This window comes from Streptomyces sp. NPDC050842 (assembly GCF_044456565.1).
Taxonomy (GTDB): Bacteria; Actinomycetota; Actinomycetes; order Streptomycetales; family Streptomycetaceae; genus Streptomyces.
Window position 1 is genome coordinate 757,462 of sequence record NZ_JBITGA010000004.1, and the last position, 17,126, is coordinate 774,587.

A 17,126-nucleotide genomic window follows, 5' to 3' on the forward strand; every position below is an offset into this window, starting at 1 on the left:
CCTTCCGTACTCGCCACTTCTCCCCCGGTTGCCTCACGGGACGTCGCTGATGCGCCGATAGGCCATGCGACTGATGTCACGTCAATAATGGTTCACGGGCGATCAGTTGTGACGTCGATTACCTCAATTCGCCCGGAGTAAGCCCTCATTTCGACCAGGTTCGCCCTAAGGGCGCCCGGTGGCGGCTGGCAGGATCGCTCGCATGACAGCGCTCCGGGCCCTCCTCGTGGGCATCGACAACTATCCGGCCGGCACGGCGACATCCCTCACCGGATGCGTCAACGACGTCACCGAGGCACACCGCTTCCTCCGCGACCGGCTGACGGGCGAGCTGTCCGTCAGGACGCTGCTGGACGGCGAGGCGACCCGGGAGGCGGTCGAGGACGCCGTACGCGAACACCTGGGCCGGGCCCGCGAGGGCGACATCGCGCTGTTCTGGTTCTCCGGGCACGGCACCGAGACCCTCGCCACGGGGGCCGACGCGAGAATCGAGGCGACGGGCCGCAACCAGGCCCTGGTCTGCGTGGACGCGCTCCTGCCGGACAAGCGGCTCGGCCGGCTGCTGCACGAGGTGGCCGCGAACGGCGCGCACGTCGCCGCCGTACTCGACTGCTGCTTCGCTGGCGGCGCCACCCGCGACCGGAAGGCCGCGGGAGGCACAGCCCTCGACCGTGAGGTCACGTCCCGCTTCGCCCCCATGGCGGCCGGGTGGCGGCCGGACGATTTCCTGCCGGAGCCCCCGATCGGCGCGGGGCGGCCCAGAGACGGCGCCGCTCTCCCCGCCGACGGCCCCGCCGCCCCGCACGTCCTCCTCGCCGCCTCCCGCATCAACCAGCCGTCGTACGAAGGGAGTTTCGGCGGCCGACGCCACGGAGCCTTCACCTACGCACTGCTCGGAGCGGCGAAAGAGGCCGGTGGTGACCTCACGTACCGGGAACTGCTGGCCGCCGCCGACGCCCGGATGCAGCTGTCCGGCGGACGGCAGCGGCCGGTGCTCCACCCTGCGACACCCGGAGGAATCGCCGACACGGCGTTCCTGGCGGGAACCGCGACGCGCGCGCCCAGCCCCCATCTGCTGCGCTTCGGCGCGCACGGATGGGAGGTGGACTGCGGCGCCGTGCACGGGGTCGCAACGCAGGCCGGTGCACCGGGCCCCACGTTCGGGGTGACCTCGCCCCGGCCGGAGGACGGCCCCGGCACGCTGCTGCACACCCGCGAGGTCCGGGCGACACACACCCTCGTCGAACCCGTCGGCTGGGCGCCGGTCCCGACGCGGGTCTACCCCGTCGCCGTCTCCTCGCTCCCGGTACCGTCGGCCACGGTCACGCTCGACGCGCTGCCGCCCGCTGCCGCCTGGACGGAAGTACTGCGAACGGCCCTCCGCCCCTCCCCGCAGCTGCGGGTGATCGACGGCATGGACGAGGCGGCCGATCTCCACTTCCAGGTCTCCGTCGAGGAAGACGTCGCCCGGGTGCTGCGGCGCGACGGAACGCCGTTCACCGAAGCACTCCGGTTGTCCGCGCCCGACGACGCGCACCGAGTACGGGACTGTCTGGAGCACCTGACCCGCTGGCACCGCATCCGCGGCCTGTCCGCGGGCCCGTCCACGCTGGACGGCCTGGTACGGGTCGAGATCACGCCCTGGGGCGCGGAGGACGGCCCCCTTCTCACCCCGGACGGCGGCGGTGAGATCGTCTGCGCCTATACGGGGCCGAGCGGGGCACCGGTCGCGCCCTTCGTGTCCATCCGGCTACACAACCGGTCCCGCGACAAGGCGCTCTGGTGCGTGCTGCTCGACCTCACCGACAGCTACGCGTGCCACTCGCTGCTCTACCCCGGGCACTTCATCGGCCCCGGGCGCGTGGGTCACGCCCTCGACGGTGAGCCCGTCCAGCTGTCGCTGCCGCCGACACGCCCCGCGGCTCCGGGCGCGGCCGCCCGGGACTGGCTGAAACTGATCGTGTGCGAGAGCGAGTTCAGCCTCGTTCCCTACGAACTGAACGCCTGGGACCCCCGTGGCTCCGGGGCGCGCGTGGCAGGCCGGGTGACCGCTCCCGCCACCCGGTGGACCACGCGCACCCTGGCTCTCCGCACCGTCGTCCCTACTGTCCGAGGTGGGTGAAGCCCGCCCAGGAGCGGAGGTCGGCCGGGTCGAGGCGCCGGGCGCGCTCGGACAGGTGAGGCGGCAGGGTGTCGGGGGCAAGGCGGTCCGGGTCGAGCATCCAGAGCTGGGCGCGGCGCAGCGCCCTGGCCGGCGGCTCGCCCTCGACCCGCAGGAAGTGGTGCGTCATGAACATGAGCACCGACGTGGAGTCGTCCGGCACCGGCCAGAGCGATCCGACGACCGAGCGGGCACCCGCGACCAGGAAGGCCGTGGCGAGGCTGTACGCCTCGTTGTGCCCGCGCCCCGAGACATGGCTCCGGCAGGCTGCGAGCAGCACGAGACCGATCCCGCCCCGGGACCCGACGGCCTCGGTGATCTCCTCGGCCGCCAACTCGCCTCCGTACAGTGAGAGATACGACGTCCGATCGATGTCCCGGGCGATCGAGGCGTGGCAGGCGAGATGCAGCACTCTGCCCCCGCCGGCGCCTTCGGCCAGCCACGTCACCACCTCCTCCGGGGTGCCCGCACCGTCGACCGCGCTGCCCACCACGCCGTCCCGCCGACGGCCGAGGTAGCGGCCGGCCGGATAGAAGGCACGGTGCACCGCGTCGGCCTCCTCTCCCGCGTACCGCAGGTCTCCCGTGGGATCGCCGACGAGCAGGGCCGCGCCGTCGTGGGCGGTGGCGTCCCTCGAGGCCACCTCGCACAGCAGCCGCGCGGAGGCCGCGTACGAGATCTCGGCCTTCTCCACCGCGTACTGGCGGCCGCCGTCCGCGTTCTGCTCCCAGGCCGCGTGCCAGGGGACGAGGCCGAGCCCTCCCATCGGGACGAGGACGAGCCTCGGGACGCGCCCGGCCACAGGTGGCTCGCCGAAGGCGTCGAGGAGCGGCCGGATCGCGGCGTACCAGGCCCAGCCGCACAGCCGATCGAGCCGACGCCGCATGGTCGCGTCGTCGCCGCCCCCGACGGGCCCTCCGGTCACCGGGCCGAGGTCCCTCGGCTCGTCGCCGCCCCCGTCGGCCCCTCCGGCCTCGGCGCCCGGGTCCCTCGCCTGGTGCGCCGCGGGCAGGTAGTCCCGCAGCGCGGTCGCGTCCTCGGTCAGCCTCGGTAGCGGCACCACGTGGGTGGAACCGCGGTCGGTGACGACGAGCGCGGTGCCCCCGATGTCCTCGGAGGCGGGGACCAGGTAGACGAGTGCGTCCTTGCGCAGGGAGCGCAGCGCCGCGGCGATCTCGTCGACGACCGGCGGTTCGAGCAGCCGGTCCTGGCCGTCGCCCGAAGAGCGGAGCGCCGCGAGCACGCGACGGCGCAGACTACTCGGAACCGACCCCGTGGAACCCGTGGCCGTGGAGCCCGTCCCCGTGGAGCCCGTGGCCGTGAAACCCGTGGCCGACAGCAAGTCCGTCTCCGGCTCGGCGCCCATGCCGGCGTGACGCCATTCCTCGGCCAGATCCGCGTGCCCCGCGGCGGCCAGGCGCTCGGGAACCTGCCGGGACGTCACGGCAGCGTGCAGGACGAGGCCACGGCAGGAGTCGAGTGCCTGGACGGCTTCGTCCAGCGCGCCGTCGCTCAGACACCACGCTCCGACCTCCAGCGCGGTCGAGGTCGCGTCGAGCGCGGCGACCATGGCGTGATCGGTGCCCGACTGCTGGAGGGCCGCCCAGGCGTGCCCGCGCAGGGCGTCGAGCCCGGTGCGCCGGCTGTTCTCCCGGTCGCCGCGGAGGGCGTCGCCCCGCAGCCGGTAGGCCGACGCGAGGATGGCACCCATGGTGGCGTACAGCCGGCTCGTGGGCCCGCCCGTGCCCCGGAACGCCGCCTCCAGCAGGGCGATCCCCTCGGCCAGGTCGCGAGCCCGGGAGACGGCGTCGGATCGCGTCTGGGCCAGTCCGCAGAGTCCGGTACCCAGGGAGGCCGCGTAGCGCACCCGGCTCTCGCTGCCTTCGTCGGCCAGCTCGTACGCCTCACGCACGAGTCCGAGAGCGTCCTCCACACCGGCGGCGTCCTCCGCCAGCGCCGCCCGCCCGTAACGCGCGATGCCGTTGCCGCCCAGGACCGCGATCCGGCGGTCGCGGGGCAGCCGTCGAGCGTCTCTGCGCAGCTCGGCCGTGGTCGGACCGGCCGCCATCGGGCGGTAGGGAGGCACCCCGAGCCGGTCGGCGAGTGCGTCGCGCCCCAGGCGCAGCTTCTCGACGGCGGTCCACAGCTCGATGCGCGTCGGGTCGTCGTCGTGGAGCGACGCGTAGGTGTCGGCCACGACGGCGAGGTACCGGTCCGCACCGGCGAGGTCGCCGCGGCGTACCGCCGCGGGCACGGCGAGGGCGGCCTGTTGGGCCTCCATCAGGCTCCGGACGTACGGCGTGACCGTGGGGCTCTCCCGGATCCGCTGCCACGTGGCCGCCGCACGCTCCTGGTCGTCGGTCACCCCCCTCGTCTGGCCACGATGGTTCTCGGCCAGGATCCCCAGGAGGTCCAGCCGTTCGCTCAGCCTTCCCCCCGTGGCACCGCCCGCCGCCCGGGCGAGGTCCACGTGGTCGACGGCCTCGTCCGCGGTGCGGCCGGAAGCCTCCGTCTCCTCCGACAGCCTGAGCCTGGCCAAGGTGGTGTGCACGCGCATGCCCCAGGTGGGGTCGTCGCTCTCGGCCTCCAGGACGCAGGCGACGAGCGCCGCCCTGCGCGCCCTGTCCACCCGATCGCTGTGCGGGTCGGCGCCGGGCAGTTGGCCGAGCAGGACCAGCGCTCCCAGGTCCTTGTCGGGTCCGGGCTCGAGCCCGGACCAGAACGCGTACGCGAAGTCGAGCGCGTCGCCCAGCAGGGACATCCTGCCGCCCAGAAACCCGGGGAAGCCGGCGTCCCCGTCGCCGAACTCCGGGTGGATGTCGCCCCGTTCCATGTCGTCGAAGAGTGCTGCGGCTTCCGCGTCCAGGTCCGCGCCCCACATGCCCTTCGGCAGGTCCTCCGGGGACGGCGGCCGGATCCCGTGCTCCCCCAGCTTGATCCAGGCCCAGCCGCCGATCAACCGGGCCGTCCTGAGGGCCGGCGGGGGAAGGCTCTCGTCGTCCAGGATCAGTACCGCCGCGTCGGCCACATCACGCAGCCGCCGCGGGTCGGGGTCGCCGAAGTAGCGCGTCTGTTGTGCCAGCGCGAGGAAGAAGGCGGCCCTCGTCACCGTGCCGTCCCGGCGGGGTTCCCACTCGGTGACCGCCCGCCGCATCAGGTCGATCGCCCGGTCCTGTGCCGCCGTGTCGCCCCGGAGGGCGGCCCGCTCGTACAGCACGCGTCCGAAGACGTCGAGGTACTGCGGCATCAGCGGGTCCGTCGCGCCGGGTTCGCCGAGCAGACCGTGGAGGGTCGTCTCGGCGACGGCCGCCTGGGCTGGGTCCCGCCAGCCGGACCAGAGCGTCGCGCGGACGAACGCGCTGCGGATCCCGGCCTCCCAGGCCCAGGCGGGCCGTTCGCCCGCCCGCGTCGCGTCCTGGACCGCCGCGTCGAACTCCTCGCGGGCCTCCTCGAGTCGCGTGCGGTCGAGGGCGGAAGCTCCGTGGATCATGAGGCCGATGGCTCTGCTGTACCGCACATAGGGCAGGTCGCTGGTGGGCAGAGCCGCGTCGAGGACCCGGCCGTAGTGCCGCACCGACTGCTCCGCCGCGCCTCCCTGACCGCCTCCCGTCCCGGCCGCGCGCTGGAGGAACAGGAAGCCCAGCGAGGCGTGAAGACCGACGGCTTCCTCGGAGTCCGGTGCGAACAGAGGGAGGGCGGCGCGGTGATGGGCCACGGACGCGTCGATCAGCGCGGCACGGGCCTCCTCGTCGTACCCGTCCGGGAGGCCGACGACCCTGCTCAGCGAGAGGAGGGCCAGCAGATGGAGGCCGAGGCCCCGTTCGACGTCGTACTCCGAGCCGTCGGGCAGGCCCGAGAGCCCCTCCCGTATCAGGTCCAGGGCCTGGTCCAGGAGGGCGGCGTCCGCCTCCTCGTCGTAGCGGAAGCCGAGCACATGCCCGTACCGGATCCTCCAGGCGTGCCACCGCGGCCCGTCTCCGGGCGTGCGGAACGCGAGCGAGAAGAACCGGTCGGCGAGGGCCAGGTCCTCCGGCGTCCTCCGGCGGGCATGGAGGACGCAGCTGGACGCTCCGACGGCCGCCGCGCGGGCGGCGGCCTCGGCGTCGTCGGGCTCCGTCCCGTCGAGGAGTTCGAGCAGCGCCTCGCGTTCCGCCTCCAGCTCCGCGTCGGTGGGCTCCGTCTCACCGTCGGCGCCCGTTCGTTCCGCATCCCCAGGTTCGCGCGATCCGCGCATGTCATCTCCCGAGCCGCACGTGATAGGTCTGGAGCACGAGGTCGAGCCATTCCTCGCCGTCCACCGTGTCGAAGTCCACCTCTTCGCCACCGAGGACATCCAGTGCGCCCGGTGGGCAGCGGTCGCCGAAGAGGACGACGGCCCGCTCGCCCGGGTCCCGCTTCGAGGTCCAGACGAGCCCCTGGGCCCACGGGTCCGTGTGCCGGCGGATCCAGTGGCCCCAGTCCCTGGTGTACGCGTACTCGTGCGCCTCGGTGTGCACGAGCCAGCTGTCCTGGTGCACCGCGGCCAGATCGCGGGCGTTCATCAGGGGCACCACGTCCACGTCCGCTTCCAGCCGGATACGGCTCAGCCTGCGCCCGGTGACGGCGACCCTGGGCAGCAGGCGCGGGCCGCCCTCCGGATCGAAGGGCAGCGACCGCAGGAGAGTCTCGCACAGGGCCGCCTCGGCGCTGAGACCCGCGTAGAGGTACGGGTAGGGGTCGCAGGCGGTGGCGTCGAACCGGCCACCGCCGTAGAGGCAGTGCGACGGTACGGGGTTGAAGTCGGCGGCACCGCGCCGTACCGAGTGGACGCGGTGGAGGACGGTGCCGCGCGTCAGGGTGACCTTGCCCGGTGTGCCGGGCATCGTGCGCGGCGGGCGGACGTTGGGCACGGTCAGTCCCCCTCCATCAGGTGTCCCGCGGTGCCGGCGAGATTCCGCTCCCTCTCCGTGCCGAGGAGTTCGGCGGGGCGGCAGCCGAGCCACGCGTTGGCGGACAGCCACCAGTCGGCGGCCCCCCAGGGGTCGCGGCCGGCCTCCAGGATCCGGTTCACCTCCAGGACGGTCAGCCACGGAAGGTCGTCCGCCGAGAACTGGAAGGACGGCAGGAGCACGGCGCCGCCCGCACCGCGCAGCCGGATCAGATCGGCCGCGTGGGGATCGCCTCCCCTGTCCCGCAGCGCGTCGGCGCTCACGGCGGGCTCGGCGAGGAGCCGCTCGCGTACGGCTCCGAGAACGGGTCCGACCATCTGGTGGCCGTCGAGGAGGAGGACGGCGAGGTCCTCGGCGCGGAAACCGGGGTACGCGTCCTCGAGGTACGGATCATCGAGCACGCCCGCGGCCGACGGGCCCCGCCGTCCCGCGCCGAACTCGTCCGGGAGGCATTCCTGGAGGATCCCGGCCGCGGCGGCGACGGCCGAGTCGCGGGTCGCCTCGTCGCGTCCCTCCCGCACCACCCGCAGCGGTCCGGCGAGTCGCGCACGCAGGGGGCCTTCAAGGGTGTCGGCGAGCCGCTCCCAGTGCGCCGCCGCGGCGGCCAGCACGGCATGGGCGTTCATCGTGCCCCTCCTTCGTCGCTCGCCGGTGCGGTGAGTGGGGCGAGCAGGCGTGAGACGAAGTCCGCGCGGTCCTGGGTGCGGACGACGAAGTGAAGCTGCCAGCGATGTCCTCGGAAGAGTTCCGCCTCCACCGCGGACCAGATCGCGCCGAAGCTCTCCAGCGGGGTCAGGCCTCCGCGCCCCGCCCCCAGGAGCGGCAGGCAGATCGACCGGAGCGGCGGGGAGAACGCTTCGGCCTCCTGGCCGATGAGGGCGAAGGCCCTGGTCACTCCTCGCGTGACATCGGCGGCTTGGACGTCGTAGTCGTTGGTGCCCGGCCGCGGCTGGGTCACGGCGACGTGGTAGATCCGACGGACTCCGTGCTCGGCCAGGGCTCCGGCCGAGGTCGGCACGACCGTCCCCGGTGTGACGGCGCGGCCGGGTAACCCGTGGCGGGTTGCCCAGTCGAGCAGTTCGTCGTGGACGCGGTCCTCGACGACTCCTCCCGTGGCGTCGAGACGGGCGCCGGCGCGGCGCAGGGCGGCGGAGACGGAGGACTTGTACACGGGCGGCAGAGCGAAGTGGGTGTTGGACGGGGACAGGACGACGTCCACGTCACGCAGCAGGTCGACGGAGTGGGCGTGCACCCGCACGGAAGCGGTCCCCCGTCCGTGGAGCCGCAGGGTGAGGTCGCGGTGGACGCGTACGAGCCGTCCGGAGCCGCTCCGGTCACCGCCCCCGGACACCGGGGCGGCCAGTCCCACGAGTCGCTCCGCGACCTGCCCGAGCACCATCAGCTCGTGATGTTTGCGGAACCGTTCGACACTGACTCCGTAGACTTGCGCCGCCCGGCGGCGCCGGTCGGCCGCGGGCCAGTCGCGGGTGCCCTGAGCCAGCCCGAGACTGTATTCCGCCGCGAGCTGCAGCGTGCCGCCGCCCATGCCGTGGACCGCCTCCCGCAGGAGGCCCTCGATCCCCGCGACGACCCTGTGCTCCGCGTCCCGACCGGGAGCGGACGAGGGAAGCGTACGGGCGACAAGGCCGCTGAGCCCCGGCAGGCGGAGTTCACGCAGCCGGACGATGCCCGCCCTCCTCACCTTCCTCACCTCCGCGATCAGCGACTCGTGATCGGGCGGAGAGTTGTGGGCCGACATGGCGGCAAGGATCGCACCCCCACGCCCCACCCACAACCTCCCTCCCCCGTACGTCCATTGAAGCGGGACGCCTGGTCGCGGGCCGGGCGGAAACGGGGCGCGGAGAGGCCCTAGGCGGGCAGGCACCGGGCCCTGGGCGGCGAGGACGCCTGAGAGGGTGGGGCCCGGGATGTAGGAGGTCGCGAGCCACGGCGCCTCGGCCTCCGGGTCGGCGTCGACGACCCGCGCGGTGTGGAATCCGCCGACCTGACGGGCCGCCGCGACCTCGGCGCGGAAGCGGGCGCGGAAGGACGGGTCGGCGGCGAGTTCCGGCCGCGTCGGCTGCACGGCGGCGGCGGCGCGCCCGCCGCGCCATCGGGCCAGGTGGACGGTTCCTGGGCCGTCTTCACCTAGCTTGTGCTCGATGACGTATCCGCCGATGAGGGCCCCCCGCGGGCCGGCATGGCCGAACTCATCACCTTGACCGGTGCATGACATGCCTTCACCATGTGGCCGGACACCCGCACGAGTTTGTCGCACTCCCCCACACTCCCCACCCAGGAGACACCATGCGACGTCCCACCCGCGGCAGAAGGTCCGCCACCCTCGCGGCCCTCGTGGCGCTCGCCCTCGCGGCGCCCCTCTCCGCTCTCTCCTCACCCGCCGGGGCCGACCCGGCGCCGACCGCCGCCCGTATCGCCTCCGGCGCCGAGGAGGTGATCCGGCAGTACGAGGTCGCCGGACCCTCCACCCCGGCCGCCCGCACCGCGCTCACCGCCACCGGCGTCTCGATCGACGAGGTCGACGCCCGCTCGGTCGTCGTCAGCGCCAACACCGAACAGCTGAGGAACCTCAAGGCGCTCGGCTACAAGCCGGTCGCCCTCCCCGGACCGCCGAACCGCAGCACCGCGGACGGCCACGGCCACGACGAGCCCGGGGGCCAGGGCCTCGGCCCGCTCGACTTCCCCTCCGCCGACGCGAGGTACCACAACTACGCGGAGATGAACGCGGAGATCGACCAGCGCCTCGCCGCCTACCCCTCGATCATGCGCAAGCAGGTCATCGGGAAGACGTACCAGGGCCGGGACATCGTCGCGATCAAGATCAGCGACAACGTCGCCACCGACGAGACCGAGCCCGAGGTCCTCTTCACCCACCACCAGCACGCCCGCGAACACCTCACGGTCGAGATGGCGCTCTACCTCCTGCGCGAGCTCGGCGCGGGCTACGGCACGGACTCCCGGGTCACCAACGCCGTGAACGGGCGCGAGATCTGGATCATCCCCGACCTCAACCCGGACGGCGGCGAGTACGACATCGCCTCCGGCTCGTACCGCAGCTGGCGCAAGAACCGTCAGCCCAACTCCGGCTCCTCGTACATCGGTACGGACATGAACCGGAACTGGAACTACAAGTGGGGCTGCTGCGGCGGCTCCTCCGGCTCCAAGAGCTCCGAGACGTACCGGGGCGCGGCCCCCGAGTCGGCCCCCGAGGTGAAGGTCGTCGCCGACTTCGTCCGCTCGCGCACGGTCGGCGGCAAGCAGCAGATCACCGCGGCCATCGACTTCCACACCTACAGCGAGCTGGTCCTCTGGCCCTTCGGCTGGACCACCGCGAACACCGCCCCCGGCATGACCCAGGACGACCGCGACGCCTTCGCGACCGTCGGCGGGAAGATGGCGGCGAGCAACGGCTACACCCCCGAGCAGTCCAGCGACCTCTACATCACGGACGGCTCGATCGACGACTACCTGTGGGGCGTGCACAGGATCTTCGGGTACACGTTCGAGATGTACCCGTCGTCGTCCGGCGGCGGCGGCTTCTACCCGCCCGACGAGGTCATCGAGCGCGAGACGAGCCGCAACCGCGACGCCGTCCTCCAGCTCCTGGAGAACGCGGACTGCATGTACCGCTCGATCGGCAAGCAGGCGCAGTACTGCACGGCCTGAGCGGATGAACGAACCGGGTCCGGCGGGAAGTCCCGCCGGACCCGGTTTCATCGCATGCAGCTGTCGACCCCAATGAACCTGCCTGGCAGTCCTGTTGAAAGCGGATCGGCATCCACACAGGTCCTGTAGGTTCTCGCCATGGCCAAGGTGAACGTGGTGGAGAACCCGGAGTCGCGCTTCTCCGCAGTGCTGGCGAGCGCGGCGAACCTGCCGGGTGTGCGCATCAACAGGGAGGCCTACCTCCGAAAGGCGCTGGCCCGCTACTGCTCCGAGGAGGACATCCGCCGAGCAGTCGAGGAGTCCCCCGCGGCGGCGGGCATCCCCCTCGAGGTACTGAGCAAAGCGGCCGACGACTCCATCGGCTACGAGACCGCCAAGGCCAGTGCGCTCTCCGCCGCTGCCGGGATACCCGGCTTCATCGCCCTTCCGGCCACCGTGCCCGCCGACATGGCCCAGTACTTCGGTCACATGCTGCGCATCGCGCAGAAGCTCGCCTATCTCTACAGCTGGCCCGATCTGTTCTCCGGTGACAGCGACGGCGTCGACGACGCGACCAAGGGCGTCCTCACCCTCTTCTTCGGCGTGATGTTCGGTACCCAGTCGGCGAACGCCGCCGTGGGGCAGATCGCGGGGATGATGTCGAAGGAGGTCGCCAAGAAGCTGCCCCAGAAGGCGCTCACCCAGGGCGTCGTCTATCCGATCGTGAAGAAGGTCGCGGGCTACCTCGGCGTCCAGATGACGAAGCAGACCTTCGCGAAGACCGTCTCGAAGGCCATTCCCCTCGTCGGGGCCGTCGTTTCCGGCGGGCTCACCTTCGCGACCTACCGCCCCATGGCGAAGAGGCTGAAGAACCACCTGGCCGGCCTGGAGCTGACGAAGCCGTCACACCGCGCGGCAGACGCGGAGTTCGTCGACGCGGAATTCGTGGACGGCGAATTCGTGGACGCGGAATTCGTCGAGGTGCACGACTCCCCCACAGGCCGTACCGAGCCCGCTTCCACCTGACGAGCGGGCCGCGCCCCGGAAGGCGCGGCCCGGCAGGCGCGGCCCGGGGGACCCGTCTCAGCCGAGGACGGCGAGCGCGTCGATCTCGATGAGGAGGCCCGCCGGGAGGCCGACGTACACGGTCGTCCGGGCCGACGCCGGGGCGGTGAGGCCCTGCTCCTGGAAGTACTGGTTGTAGATGGCGTTCATCTCGGCGAAGTGGTCCACGTCGGTGAGGTAGACGCGCATCATCATGACGTCGTCCCAGCTCGCGCCGCCCTCCTCCAGGATCGCCTTGACGTTGGCGAAGGTCTGGAGGGTCTGCTCGCGCAGGGTCGGGCCCGCGACCGTCGGGGCCTGGCCCTCGACGGCGGGGAGGAATCCGACCTGGCCGGCGACCTGGAGGATGTTGCCCTTCTTCACCCCGTGCGAGAACTTCGCGGGCGGGGCGGTGTGGGTGGCGGGCGTGAGGGCGATCTTCTCGATGGTCATCCGTTGTCCTTGGTAGGGGTGTTGCCGGAGTACTCCCGGCTGATGTCGTCCGCGGTGCGGCGCACCAGCGGGAGGAGACCGAGGAGTTCCTCGGCCGTGACGACCACGTTGGGCGCCGATACCGACATGGCGGCGACGACCCGGCCGTCGGCGCCGCGGATCGGGGCGCCGACGCAGTTGATGGACTCCTCGTGGCCGCCGAGGTCGGTGGCCCAGCCCTGTTCGCGTACGGTCGCCAGCTCCTTGAGGAAGGCGGCGGCGTTCGGGGTCGAACGGGGCGTGTACGGGGGGTAGTCGAGCTTCGCGGCGACGGCGCGGCGGTCGGACTCGGGCAGGTCGGCGAGGAGCAGTTTGGCGACGGCGGCGACGGTGATCGCGACCGGCTTGCCGATGCGGGAGTACATGCGGACCGGGTAGCGGCTCTCGAACTTGTCGATGTAGAGGACCTCGCCCTCCTCGTACACGGCGAGGTGGACGGTGTGCCCGGTCTGCTCGTTGAGGGCGGCGAGGTAGGGGTGGGCGATCTCGCGGACGTCGAGGTTCTCGACGGCTTCCTGGGCGAGGGCGAAGAGGCGGGCGCCGAGTCGGTAGCGCTGGTCCTGCTGGCGGTGGACGAGGCCGTGCTCGTGGAGCGTGCGCAGCAGCCGCAGGGCGGTCGACTTGTGGACGCCGAGCCGTTCGGCGACCTGCCCGAGGTCGGCGGGGCCCTGGGCGAGCAGCGGCAGGATGCTGAGCGCCCGGTCGACGGTCTGGCTCATGGCGTACGTACCTCCTGGTCCTCCCCCGTCCAGCCGGGGCCGAGGTGAAGTGTGCCCCAGGCCGCGGCGTCGAGGGCGGCGAGCCGGTCGGCGTGGGCGCGGCGGGGAGGGACGGCGACGTCGCCGGGGACGGTGAGGGCGGCGGCGGCCATGAGGTGGCCGTGGCGGAGCCGCGTGGCCATGTCGAGCCCGCGGAGGGTGGCGGAGAGGAATCCGGCGGCGAAGGCGTCGCCGGCGCCGACGGGCGCGACCACGTCGACGCGGGGGGCCCGGACGAGGGTGCCGGCGCCGTCGGTGTCCCCGTCGGCCAGGGCGACGGCGCCGGCCTGGCCCAGCTTGACGACGACGAGGGCGGGCTCCGGCAGGGCGTCGCGGATCGCGGCCGGGGAGGTGAGGCCCCACACCTGCTCGGCCTCGTCGGCGCCGACGAAGACGAGGTCGGCGCCGCGGGCGAGCTCCCGGAGGACCGGTCCGGCGGCGGCCGCGCCGCCCGGCCACAGGGCGGGCCGGTAGTTGACGTCGAAGGAGACGAGGGGGCGCTCGGGGCGGCGGGTGGTCAGCTGGCGTACGAGGGCGAGGCAGTCGGCGGAGAGCGCGGCCGTGATGCCGGAGAGGTGCAGGACGCGGCCGTCGGCGACGGAGTCGTACGGGACGGTGGTGGGCGACATGGCCGAGGCGGCCGATCCTGCCCGGTAGTAGACGACCTCGTGCGCGTCGGCGGCCCGGTCCTCGTCGGTGCGGAAGTAGACGCCGGTCGGCCGGTGGGGGTCGCGGGTGACGGCCGTGACGTCCACGCCGTACGCCCCGATCGTCTCCACCAGGTGGTGGCCGAAGCCGTCCCGGCCGACGCGGCCGACCCACTTCACGCGGTGTCCGGCGGCGGCGAGGGCGCAGGCGACATTGGATTCGGCGCCGCCGATCGCGCGGGCGAAGGAGGGGACGTCGGCGAGGCGGCCGGGCCGGGAGGGAAGGAAGGTGACCATGGACTCGCCGAGGCAGACGAAGTCCGGGGGCGTGGGTGCGTGTGAGGGTGCGGACGTGTCCGTGGTCGCGTCTGCGGACGTGTCCGGGGGCGCGTGTCCGCTCACTCTCGGGCTCCCTGTGACTGTCACGGGTCCATTGACCCGGCCTTGGCCCGGATGTTAGACAGCCATGAGCAAGATACGCAATGACCGTTGCACACAGCGCAACACTCGACGAGGAGGCCTTGTGCCCGACCTGCCCGACCTGGCGAACGAGCGAGTCGACCACCGCTTCAAGGGACTGCCCCCGGACGCCGAGGGTCTGACCGTCGGCGAGCTGGCCGCCCAGCGCCGCTCGCTCTTCACCGGCGGCTTCACCACCCCCGTCCTCGCGCTCTCCGCCGAGTCCGTCGAGCACAACCTCCGCCTCCTGGAGGTCTACGCCGAGCGCCACGGCCTCGCCTTCGCCCCGCACGGCAAGACCTCCATGGCCCCCCGGCTCTTCGACCGCCAGCTGGAGCACGGCGCCTGGGGCATCACGGCCGCCATGCCGCACCAGGCGCGCGTCTACCGCGCCCACGGCGTGGCCAGGATCTTCCTGGCGAACGAGCTCGTCGACGCCGTCGCCCTGCGCTGGCTCGCCGCCGAGCTCGACGCCGAGCCGGACTTCCGCTTCGTCTGCTACGTCGACTCGGTGCGCGGCGTCGAGCTGATGGACGAGGCGCTGCGCGCGGCGGGAGCCGCCCGCCCCGTGGACGTCGTCGTCGAGCTGGGCGCCGGTGCGACCGGGCGGACGGGCGTACGGACCGAGGCGGAGTGCACGGCCGTCGCCGACGCGGTCGCGGCCGCCCCCACCCTGCGGCTCGTCGGCGTCGCCGGGTACGAGGGCACCATGCCCGGGGCCGACGGCGAGCGGGTCAGGGAGTGGCTGCACCGGCTGGTCGGGCTCGCGGCCGACTTCGACAAGGCCGGCCGCTTCGACCCCGCCATCGGCGAGATCGTGGTGAGCGCGGGCGGGAGCGAGTGGTTCGACGCGGTCGCGGACGTCTTCGCGGAGATCCCCGGACTCTCCCTCCCCGTCCTGAAGCTGCTGCGCTCCGGCGCGTACGTCTCGCACGACGACGGCCAGTACCGCGAGAGGACCCCCTTCAACCGCATCCCCGAAGAGGGCGCGCTCCAGCCGGCGTTCAGGCTCTGGTCCCAGGTCGTCTCCCGCCCGACCGCCGAGCAGGCGTTCACCAACGCGGGCAAGCGGGACGCGGCCCACGACCTCCACCTGCCCGAGGCGCAGGTGGTCCGCGACGCCCGCACCGGCGAGGTCCGCGCGGCCGAGGGCGTCACCGTCACCGGCCTCTCCGACCAGCACGCGTGGCTGCGCACGGCCCCCGAGGCGGACGTGGAGGTCGGCGACTGGGTCGGCATGGGCCTGTCCCATCCGTGCACGTCCTTCGACAAGTGGCAGCTGATCCCGCTGGTCGAGGCGGACGGCACGGTGGTCGACTACATCCGCACGTTCTTCTAGAAGGAATCGGAAGGATCGGCATGGACCTCGTCTTCCGCGACGCGGAGGTCGTCGACGGCAGCGGCGGCCCGTCCTACCGGGCCGACGTGGCGATCGACGGCGGCCGGATCGCCGCGATCGTCAAGGAGGGCGCCGCCGCCGGCTGTCAGCGCCCCACGGCGCGCCGCGTCGTGGACGCCGAGGGCCTCGCGCTCTCCCCCGGGTTCATCGACATGCACGCCCACAGCGACCTCGCGCTGCTCCGCGACCCGGACCACAGCGCGAAGGCCGCGCAGGGCGTGACGCTCGAAGTCCTGGGCCAGGACGGCCTGTCGTACGCGCCGGTCGACGACCGCACGCTCGACGAGGTCCGGCGGACGATCGCCGGCTGGAACGGCGGTGCGCCCGGGGACACGACTGTCGACCTCGACTGGCGCACGGTCGGCGCGTACCTGGACCGCCTCGACGGCGCGCACGGCGGCCGGGGCATCGCGGTGAACGCCGCGTACCTCGTCCCGCAGGGGACGGTCAGGATGTACGCGGTCGGCTGGGAGGACCGCCCCGCCACCGGCTCCGAGCTGGACCGGATGCGGCAGCTGGTCGCCGAGGGCCTGGAGCAGGGCGCGGTCGGCATGTCCTCCGGCCTGACGTACACCCCCGGCATGTACGCGCCGGACGCCGAGCTCACCGAGCTCTGCCGGGTCGTGGCGGAGTACGGCGGCTACTACTGCCCGCACCACCGCTCGTACGGCGCCGGCGCCCTCCAGGCGTACGCGGAGATGGTCGCCCTCACCCGCGAGGCGGGCTGCGCCCTCCATCTGGCCCACGCCACCATGAACTTCGGCGTGAACGAGGGCAGGGCGCCGGAGCTCCTGGCGCTCCTGGACGAGGCCCTCGACGGGGGCGCGGACATCACCCTCGACACGTATCCGTACACGCCCGGCAGCACGACCCTGGTCGCCGTCCTCCCGAGCTGGGCGAGCGAAGGCGGCCCGGAGGCGGTGCTCGCGCGGCTCCGCGACGAGGAGACGGCGGACCGGATCCGCCACGACCTCGAGGTCGTCGGCTCGGACGGCTGCCACGGAGTGCCGGTGGACTGGCACACGATCGAGATCGCGGGAGTGACCGCCCCCGGCCTCACGGAGTTCGTGGGCCGCCGACTGGACGGCTGGACGACGGCCCGCCGGCTCCTCGTCGACGACCGGCTCGGCACGACGATCCTCCAGCACGTGGGCCACGAGGAGAACGTCCGGACGATCATGCGGCACCGGGTCCACACGGGCGGCTCGGACGGCATCCTGCAGGGCCTCAAGCCGCACCCGCGCGCGTACGGCACGTTCCCTCACTACCTCGGCCGGTACGTGCGCGAGCTCGGCGTCCTCTCCCTGGAGGAGTGCGTCGCCCACCTGACCTCCCGCCCGGCGGCCCGCCTCCGCCTCCCGGGCCGGGGCCTGGTCCGCGAGGGGTACGTGGCGGACCTGGTGCTCTTCGACCCGGAGACGGTCGCGGCGGGAGCGACGTACGCGTCCCCCCGCACCCTCCCGGTGGGCATCCCGCACGTCCTGATCGACGGCAGATTCGTCATGGAGGACGGCATCCGCACGGACACGTTGGCGGGCCGAGCCATCCGGAGGACCCCGACGAGGTGAGGTG

General features: G+C 73.0%; 12 protein-coding genes and 1 pseudogene. 5 read left to right on the top strand and 8 right to left on the bottom strand.

Annotated elements, in window-relative coordinates; genetic code table 11:
* Positions 1-202 precede the first annotated feature (202 nt).
* Positions 203-2,122, top strand: coding sequence for a caspase domain-containing protein (locus ACIBG6_RS16540; protein ID WP_399223277.1), 1,920 nt, complete (start codon positions 203-205; stop codon positions 2,120-2,122).
* On the opposite strand, the gene ACIBG6_RS16545 is transcribed toward ACIBG6_RS16540, so the two are convergent.
* The 5 genes and pseudogenes from ACIBG6_RS16545 to ACIBG6_RS16565 all read right to left on the bottom strand — a co-directional run.
* Entirely contained in the window at positions 2,103-6,395 is a 4,293-nt protein-coding gene (locus ACIBG6_RS16545; protein WP_399223278.1) for a CHAT domain-containing protein, read from the bottom strand. The two genes, ACIBG6_RS16540 and ACIBG6_RS16545, sit on opposite strands and share 20 nt — an antisense overlap.
* A gap of 1 nt (position 6,396) precedes the next feature.
* Complete coding sequence (locus ACIBG6_RS16550) at positions 6,397-7,050, bottom strand: RES family NAD+ phosphorylase (protein WP_399223279.1); 654 nt, start codon at positions 7,048-7,050, stop codon at positions 6,397-6,399.
* 2 nt (positions 7,051-7,052) lie between these two features.
* Positions 7,053-7,715 carry a hypothetical protein gene (locus ACIBG6_RS16555; protein WP_399223280.1) on the bottom strand — a complete coding sequence of 221 codons (663 nt, stop codon included), beginning with the start codon at positions 7,713-7,715 and terminating at the stop codon, positions 7,053-7,055.
* On the bottom strand, positions 7,712-8,848 hold the full coding sequence (locus ACIBG6_RS16560) for a hypothetical protein (protein WP_399223377.1): 1,137 nt from the start codon (positions 8,846-8,848) through the stop codon (positions 7,712-7,714). The genes ACIBG6_RS16555 and ACIBG6_RS16560 overlap by 4 nt, the downstream gene beginning before the upstream one ends.
* Positions 8,849-8,944: 96 nt before the next feature.
* Positions 8,945-9,325 (bottom strand): annotated as a pseudogene (locus tag ACIBG6_RS16565) (serine/threonine protein kinase); the annotation flags it as partial.
* A gap of 71 nt (positions 9,326-9,396) precedes the next feature.
* Here ACIBG6_RS16565 and ACIBG6_RS16570 point away from each other — a divergent pair.
* Positions 9,397-10,776, top strand: a complete 1,380-nt coding sequence (locus tag ACIBG6_RS16570) for a M14 family metallopeptidase (protein ID WP_399223282.1) — start codon at positions 9,397-9,399, stop codon at positions 10,774-10,776.
* Positions 10,777-10,914: 138 nt separating this feature from the next.
* Positions 10,915-11,781 carry a hypothetical protein gene (locus ACIBG6_RS16575; RefSeq protein ID WP_399223283.1) on the top strand — a complete coding sequence of 289 codons (867 nt, stop codon included), beginning with the start codon at positions 10,915-10,917 and terminating at the stop codon, positions 11,779-11,781.
* 57 nt (positions 11,782-11,838) lie between these two features.
* On the opposite strand, the gene ACIBG6_RS16580 is transcribed toward ACIBG6_RS16575, so the two are convergent.
* The 3 genes from ACIBG6_RS16580 to ACIBG6_RS16590 are packed head-to-tail and all read right to left on the bottom strand — an operon-like array spanning position 11,839 to position 14,098.
* Complete coding sequence (locus ACIBG6_RS16580; protein ID WP_399223284.1) at positions 11,839-12,252, bottom strand: RidA family protein; 414 nt, start codon at positions 12,250-12,252, stop codon at positions 11,839-11,841.
* Positions 12,249-13,010, bottom strand: a complete 762-nt coding sequence (locus tag ACIBG6_RS16585) for an IclR family transcriptional regulator (RefSeq protein WP_399223285.1) — start codon at positions 13,008-13,010, stop codon at positions 12,249-12,251. The genes ACIBG6_RS16580 and ACIBG6_RS16585 overlap by 4 nt, the downstream gene beginning before the upstream one ends.
* The gene (locus tag ACIBG6_RS16590; RefSeq protein ID WP_399223286.1) at positions 13,007-14,098 is read right to left on the bottom strand and encodes a sugar kinase; all 1,092 of its coding nucleotides are present in this window, start codon (positions 14,096-14,098) and stop codon (positions 13,007-13,009) included. The genes ACIBG6_RS16585 and ACIBG6_RS16590 overlap by 4 nt, the downstream gene beginning before the upstream one ends.
* Positions 14,099-14,228: 130 nt before the next feature.
* Between ACIBG6_RS16590 and ACIBG6_RS16595 the strand changes: the two genes are divergently transcribed.
* Positions 14,229-15,494: an alanine racemase gene (locus ACIBG6_RS16595; protein WP_399223378.1), complete on the top strand. Its 1,266-nt coding sequence runs from the start codon at positions 14,229-14,231 to the stop codon at positions 15,492-15,494.
* Between the two features lie 20 nt (positions 15,495-15,514).
* Positions 15,515-17,122 (top strand): amidohydrolase family protein, encoded by a 1,608-nt coding sequence (locus tag ACIBG6_RS16600; RefSeq protein ID WP_399223287.1) that lies wholly within the window; start codon positions 15,515-15,517, stop codon positions 17,120-17,122.
* The last annotated feature ends 4 nt before the right edge of the window (positions 17,123-17,126 follow it).

What these genes read in the sequence shown, in the direction of transcription:
- ACIBG6_RS16540 (WP_399223277.1), top strand. Translation starts at nt 203, where the DNA reads ATGACAGCGCTCCGGGCCCTCCTCGTGGGCATCGACAACTATCCGGCC.
- ACIBG6_RS16545 (WP_399223278.1), bottom strand. Translation starts at nt 6,395, where the DNA reads ATGCGCGGATCGCGCGAACCTGGGGATGCGGAACGAACGGGCGCCGAC.
- ACIBG6_RS16555 (WP_399223280.1), bottom strand. Translation starts at nt 7,715, where the DNA reads ATGAACGCCCATGCCGTGCTGGCCGCCGCGGCGGCGCACTGGGAGCGG.
- ACIBG6_RS16560 (WP_399223377.1), bottom strand. Translation starts at nt 8,848, where the DNA reads ATGTCGGCCCACAACTCTCCGCCCGATCACGAGTCGCTGATCGCGGAG.
- ACIBG6_RS16570 (WP_399223282.1), top strand. Translation starts at nt 9,397, where the DNA reads ATGCGACGTCCCACCCGCGGCAGAAGGTCCGCCACCCTCGCGGCCCTC.
- ACIBG6_RS16575 (WP_399223283.1), top strand. Translation starts at nt 10,915, where the DNA reads ATGGCCAAGGTGAACGTGGTGGAGAACCCGGAGTCGCGCTTCTCCGCA.
- ACIBG6_RS16580 (WP_399223284.1), bottom strand. Translation starts at nt 12,252, where the DNA reads ATGACCATCGAGAAGATCGCCCTCACGCCCGCCACCCACACCGCCCCG.
- ACIBG6_RS16585 (WP_399223285.1), bottom strand. Translation starts at nt 13,010, where the DNA reads ATGAGCCAGACCGTCGACCGGGCGCTCAGCATCCTGCCGCTGCTCGCC.
- ACIBG6_RS16600 (WP_399223287.1), top strand. Translation starts at nt 15,515, where the DNA reads ATGGACCTCGTCTTCCGCGACGCGGAGGTCGTCGACGGCAGCGGCGGC.